Genomic DNA, 6,134 nt, shown 5'->3' on the forward strand with positions numbered 1-6,134 from the left:
CTCCTTGAGATATCCCTATTGACTACGTATCTCAATTCCAAATATCAATATAATAACTTGCGATTTAAGCCAAACATGACTAGAATTGTCGCTTCGCAATTTGCGACATAGCTAAATTAGTTATGACTCCTTGCTTCTGGCTTTATCAAGTCAGGGGCTGCTTAAACCGTAAGGAGCTGACAATGCGTCACTACGAAATCGTACTATTGGTACACCCAGACCAAAGCGATCAAGTTGTAGGTATGGTTGAACGCTATATCTCTCAGATCAAAGAAGCTGAAGGTCAAATTCACCGTTTAGAAGATTGGGGCCGTCGCCAATTGGCTTACCCAATTAACAAGATTCATAAAGCACACTACATTCTTATGAATGTTGAATGTGGTCAAACGACTCTTGATGAACTAGAAGAATTGTTCCGTTATAACGACGCGATCATTCGCAACATCATCATCCGTCGTGAACACGCAATCACTGAAGAATCTCTACTTGCGAAAAGTGCTGAAGAAAAACGTGCCCGTAAGGCGCAACGTGAAGAAGCACAACACGCAGTTCAAGAAGCTGAATAAGGAGAACATCAATGGCACGTTTTTACCGTCGTCGCAAGTTCTGCCGCTTTACAGCTGAGAAAGTTGCGTACATCGACTACAAAGATATCGACACTTTAAAACAGTACATCACTGAAAACGGCAAGATTGTTCCTAGCCGTATTACAGGTACTAAAGCTCGTTATCAACGTCAATTAGCGTTAGCGATTAAACAAGCGCGCTATTTAGCGTTGATTCCTTACACTGACAATCATAAGTGAGGTTGAGCCGTGGATATTATCTTATTACAACGCATTAAGAACCTTGGTAAATTGGGCGACAAAGTATCAGTTAAAGCTGGTTACGGTCGTAACTTCCTGATCCCTCAAGGTAAAGCTGTAGCTGCAACTGAAGCAAACACTGCTGCTTTTGAAGCTCGTCGTGCTGAACTTGAAAAACAGGAAGCTGCTATTTTGGCTGCTGCAAATGCACGTGCTGAACAATTAAACGAAGTGAATATCGTCATCACAGCTAAAGCTGGTGATGAAGGTAAACTGTTCGGTTCGATCGGTACTCGTGACATCGCTGATGCCTTGACCAATGCTGGTCTTGCTGTAGACCGTGCAGAAGTTCGTTTACCAAACGGTGCGCTTCGTCACACTGGTGAATTCAACATCGCAATCCAATTGCACCATGATGTTGTTGCTGAAGTTCTCGTTACTATCGTATCTGAGTAATTTTTGCAAAGAAAAGAGCATGTTTTTACATGCTCTTTTTTTTACGTCTAAATTTTACCAAAACCATCGAGCTGTATTTTCACCACTTACACAATTTTCTTCCAATTAAACCCTCCTGTCCGCATCCATTTGGATTAAGATAGTCACTCTTTTACGGTTTCATCTTTTTATTAGGTCTTGTTATGTCACAGGCAAATGCCAATTTTGCAAAAAATACTCCAAAGACAGAGAGTAACGTGAATGACTCAGGTCAATTGAAAGAATTTAGAACGCCACCGCACAATCTGGCGATTGAACAGGCAGTACTGGCGGCTTTAATGACGGTCGCTGAATCATTTGAACAAGTCGGTGACCTGCTTAAGGAAAATGATTTTTACGCCACACGCCATAAATATATTTACCGTGCCATTGAAAAACTGGCACAGGAAAACTCCCCTTACGATGCTGTTTTGGTCAATGACTGGTTACTCAAGCAAAACCTGCTGGATGCGATTGGTGGTGAAGAGTATTTAATGCAATTGATGGCAGATTCTCCATCAAGCTTCTATAACCTTGAAATCTATGCCAGTAAGATTAAGGAATTTTCAACCTTACGCAGCATGATCAAGGTCAGCACAGATATTTTACAAAATGCCTATGACACCAAGGGCCGTCCTGTCAGCGAAATTCTGGACTTGGCTGAAACCAATATTTTCTCTTTGGCAGAACAGCATAACAACAATAAAAAGGATTCAGGCCCAAAATCAATCAGTTCAGTCACTGCGGATGTAATTAGCAAACTGGATGAGCTGTCCAAAATGGATGGCAATATCACAGGCCTTTCCACAGGTTTCCTTGAACTGGACAATAAAACCTATGGGATGCAGGCAGGTGATTTAATTATTGTGGCGGCTCGTCCCTCTATGGGTAAAACCACATTTGCCATGAATCTAGTTGAGAGCGTTTTATTTAACAGCAATCTTCCTGCCCTTGTTTACTCAATGGAGATGCCTGCGGATTCTATCGCCATGCGTTTGATTTCCTCCTATGGCAAAGTGCATCAAGGCCATCTGCGTTCAGGTAAGCTGGATGGAGATGAATGGTCAAAGGTCACAGGCACGATTTTGCAGTTACAGGAAAAACATCTTTATATTGATGATTCCTCTGCTCTGCCACCTACAGAGGTTCGGGCACGCGCCAGACGTATTGCTAAAATGCACGATGGTAAAATTGGCTGCATCATGGTCGATTACTTGCAGTTAATGAAAGTGCCAGGTATGGGTGATAACCGTGTTGGTGAGATTTCGGAAATTTCCCGAAGCCTGAAAGCATTGGCAAAAGAAATGCAATGTCCAGTGATTGCCCTCTCACAGCTGAACCGTTCCTTAGAGAACCGACCTAATAAACGCCCTGTGATGTCTGACTTACGTGAATCAGGCGCAATTGAACAGGATGCGGACTTAATCATGTTTATTTACCGCGACGAAGTTTACAATAAGGAATCGAAAGAAGCTGGCACTGCCGAAATTATTATTGGTAAACAGCGTAATGGCCCAATTGGTACGGTGCGTCTTGCTTTTGAAGGACAATATACGCGTTTTAGTAACTTATCACCTGAGTATTATGCTCAGTATGATGATGAAGAGTAATGCTTGCATTGCTCTTTTTTATTAAAACCATGATTTAATCTGACTTATTAACTTTGCCCACCATAGTTTCCAACTTGAAAGTAAATTCCAATCTTGGCTATTTTCTTCCATTTCAATTGATGGAAATGCTTTATTGAGGTAAGCGTCCGCTGAACCCCATAGCTATTTTTTAATTCGGTTCAGGTTTCCAGCGGTGTGGTAGTAATTCTTCAATCTGGGTCACTTTATGTGTCGGTAACCTTTTCAGCACACCACTTAAATAACCTGAATTCGGGATAAGGAAATTATAAAAGGATAGGCATTTAAGTCAAAATTTAATCATGACGAAAAACAATGATCTCAAAATGCCTATCGACACACAGCTTACAACACTTTTCTGCCTAATTGATGATTTCTGCACTGATATTTCAGAGCAAGTTGAGTAATACATGCTCACTTGTGGCAAGATTAAACGTGTGCGTCAAAGTCAAATTTGTGCATCTGAAGTGATTATATTGCTGCTATGGTTTCATTTAACAGGAAGCCGAAACTTCAAGACTTTTTATCTTTATTGGGCAAAACCATTTCTTTGTGGCTATTTTCCAAACCTACCGAGCTATAGTCGATTTATTGAATTAAAAGCAAAATATGTGATGTATTTCGTTGCTCTTGTTGAAAGTTTAAAAGTCTCATCAGCAGGGATTGCTTTTGTGGATTCCACTAAACTTGCTGTATGCCACAACAAACAGATTTATCAACATCGTGTATTTGCCGATAGTGTAACTCGAGGGAAAACTTCTGTCGGCTGGTTTTATGGTTTTAAGATTCATTTGATTTGTGATTATGTCGGATGCTTAATTTCTTATTGTATTACAACGGGTAACGTCGATAACCGTAAAGTATTGCCCGATCTAATTGAACATTCACAACTCACAGGTAAATTGTTTGGTGATCGTGGCTATGTGGGTAAGAATTGGAGATCTCGTCTTGCGGAAGTCGGTGTTCAACTCATCACACGAGTAAAAAGAAATATGAAACCCCAATCCCTGGATGCTTTTGATCGTGCAGTATTAAGAAAACGAGGAATTATTGAAGCTCCATTTCATCTGATGAAAAGCCAATTTGATCTTGAACATACTCGCCACAGATCAAAAATAGGGCTACTGACCACAATATTTGCTGCTTTAACATTATATGCTTTGGTGCTTGTAAATGGATATAAGTCTGGGATTCAGCAGATTTTAAAACCGATTGAATTAAAATCTGCTTAAACCGAATTCACGTTATTTTAGAACCGCATCATCATACTTAACCAACCTTCTGCATCATGTTTTTTATCTATGCTAGTCGGTGTTGCACCGATCGGAAAACCAACCTTGCTTTGGACTTGGAATCGTTTGTTGTCCGACCAATCCATTCCTAAGCCTGCACTACTGATTCGCTCTCGATTATCTCCCGTTAAACCGGCCCAACGCTGGGCTTGTTTTTTCACTTCTGCACTGTCTACATAAACTTTCAACATCAAATGATGCTGTGCTGTATTTAACAGACCTTGTCTGAGCTCTGCCACAACATAATAGCCACTTGAGCCACTTAAAACGCTGTTTTGATAACCTGCAACGGTATAAGCCCCACCCATACTGAACTGTTCACTGCTATCCAAATTATCAGGACTATACTGTGCTTGAATGCCTGTATATAACTGTGTTGCAGAGAGACCGAGATTTTGTAATCGTGATAAATTTAGATGAGCATGATAAAAACTGCCCTGTGTCTGCGCAGTCGCTTGATCCGCTTTTTTTGCTGCAGTATTTTGATATTTCACTTGGCCAAAGTCGTTTGATATATTCAATTGATTTAAGCCACCTCCTGCAAAGTTATCATACTGTGCAGCTTGGATGGATAACCGACCTACATGCACATCACGATGACGATAGACATTGGCAACGCCTATATCATCTTCAAGTTGCTTATAATCATATTGTGCATTCAGTAGCACTTCACTACGATTACTCAAGAGGACTGGTTGATCTAACCAAATACTGGCTTGCTGTGCCCGACCTTTAGCATCGAGGGCTTTGTATTCTTTACCAAGCTCATAACTTAAGTCAGAGTAACTTGCCCCTAGCCGGCTGCCCATCCCATTGACTGTCGCTTCATAGCCTACACGCCCATAATGCATTTTGCCTGATGTCATGGCATCTACACTGAGCTTATCACCAAGACCAAAAGGATTATGTACAGCAGCACCTGCATTGAAACGAACTTCTCGGGTATATTCATTGCCGTAATTGTCTAAACCAACATAACCAGTCATTGCTGCGGTAGGTGCGATATCTATATTCAGCTGACTCGTCCCTGTGCTTTGTCCTGCGCTTAAAATATTACGACTCTGTACACCATCTAAACGATTCAATAATTTAATTTGTTGTTCAAGCGCTTGTGCTGTGATGACTTGACCTGCTTGTAATGGTTGCAGTGTGGCATCGATCAATGCATTTCGAGTACGGCTTTGATTGTTATAGCTGATACCATCATAACGTGCTTCTAATACAGCAATGGTTACCACCCCTTGACTTAAATTTTGGGCAGGCAAGTAAGCGCGGCTATAAGGATAACCCTGCTGTTGATAGTACTGTGTAATCTGTATAGCGAGTTGTTGTAGTTCACTCAACGTCAGGGTTTTACCTTCGTAATCGACCACCAGTGTATGCAATACTTCTCTGCTTAAGCTTTGATTGCCGGTAATTTGAATTTTCTCAACGCGTATCTGCTCATCATTTGCCAAAGCTGGTAGCACAGTTGTCGCTGATTCTAACTCAATCGCTGCTTGGGGCTGATACGGTACCATTTGCTGCTGTTGTAATAACTGCCCAGCATTAGGAACGACATCTGCCCAGACACTGAGACTAATAAAAGACAGTATGCTTGCGAGTACGGTTTTTTGCATGATTAGTTGCTCCCCAATGTTTGAATATTTTCTAAATTAATCCCTTCCCCTTCGACTTCTATTTCAACCTGTTCAAAGGCTTTGATCGGTACTGGTAAGGCTTGCATCCGAATAGCGCGTTGATATGGGTTTGCCCAAGTTGGATAATAACTTGGCATGACAGGTGGTTTCGGTTCAATAGGCTTCGGTTCTACAGATTTTGCCTCAATCACTAAAACACCATCGACAAAGGAGATGTCATAGTTACCATCTGTGCCTGAAGCCGTATGGGCATAGCTGCCGGCATTTTTACCGGTACCGCCTGTGGTGCTCACTC

At 41.4% G+C, this 6,134-nt stretch carries 6 protein-coding genes and 1 pseudogene; 5 read left to right on the forward strand and 2 right to left on the reverse strand.

Going from position 1 to position 6,134, the window contains the following annotated elements:
• Positions 1-182: 182 nt before the first annotated feature.
• The 5 genes and pseudogenes from rpsF (at position 183) to F973_RS09665 (ending at position 4,139) form a co-directional block, all read left to right on the forward strand.
• Positions 183-566, forward strand: coding sequence for a 30S ribosomal protein S6 (gene rpsF / locus F973_RS09645; RefSeq protein ID WP_004676984.1), 384 nt, complete (start codon positions 183-185; stop codon positions 564-566).
• An 11-nt stretch (positions 567-577) separates the two neighbouring features.
• Complete coding sequence (gene rpsR, locus F973_RS09650; protein ID WP_004676982.1) at positions 578-805, forward strand: 30S ribosomal protein S18; 228 nt, start codon at positions 578-580, stop codon at positions 803-805.
• Between the two features lie 9 nt (positions 806-814).
• The gene (rplI, locus tag F973_RS09655) at positions 815-1,261 is read left to right on the forward strand and encodes a 50S ribosomal protein L9 (protein ID WP_004676981.1); all 447 of its coding nucleotides are present in this window, start codon (positions 815-817) and stop codon (positions 1,259-1,261) included.
• A gap of 182 nt (positions 1,262-1,443) precedes the next feature.
• Positions 1,444-2,889, forward strand: a complete 1,446-nt coding sequence (gene dnaB, locus F973_RS09660) for a replicative DNA helicase (RefSeq protein WP_004761494.1) — start codon at positions 1,444-1,446, stop codon at positions 2,887-2,889.
• Positions 2,890-3,233: 344 nt separating this feature from the next.
• Positions 3,234-4,139: pseudogene (locus tag F973_RS09665) on the forward strand (IS982 family transposase).
• A gap of 17 nt (positions 4,140-4,156) precedes the next feature.
• On the opposite strand, the gene F973_RS09670 reads toward F973_RS09665, so the two are convergent.
• The gene (locus F973_RS09670; RefSeq protein ID WP_004761498.1) at positions 4,157-5,818 is read right to left on the reverse strand and encodes a ShlB/FhaC/HecB family hemolysin secretion/activation protein; all 1,662 of its coding nucleotides are present in this window, start codon (positions 5,816-5,818) and stop codon (positions 4,157-4,159) included.
• Positions 5,819-5,820: 2 nt separating this feature from the next.
• Positions 5,821-6,134, reverse strand: a 314-nt coding sequence (locus F973_RS09675; RefSeq protein WP_171062332.1) for an MBG-2 domain-containing protein, incomplete at its 5' end; no start/stop codon positions are given.

The sequence above is a fragment of the Acinetobacter sp. CIP 102129 genome (genome assembly GCF_000368305.1).
In the GTDB taxonomy this organism is placed as follows: domain Bacteria; phylum Pseudomonadota; class Gammaproteobacteria; order Pseudomonadales; family Moraxellaceae; genus Acinetobacter; species Acinetobacter parvus.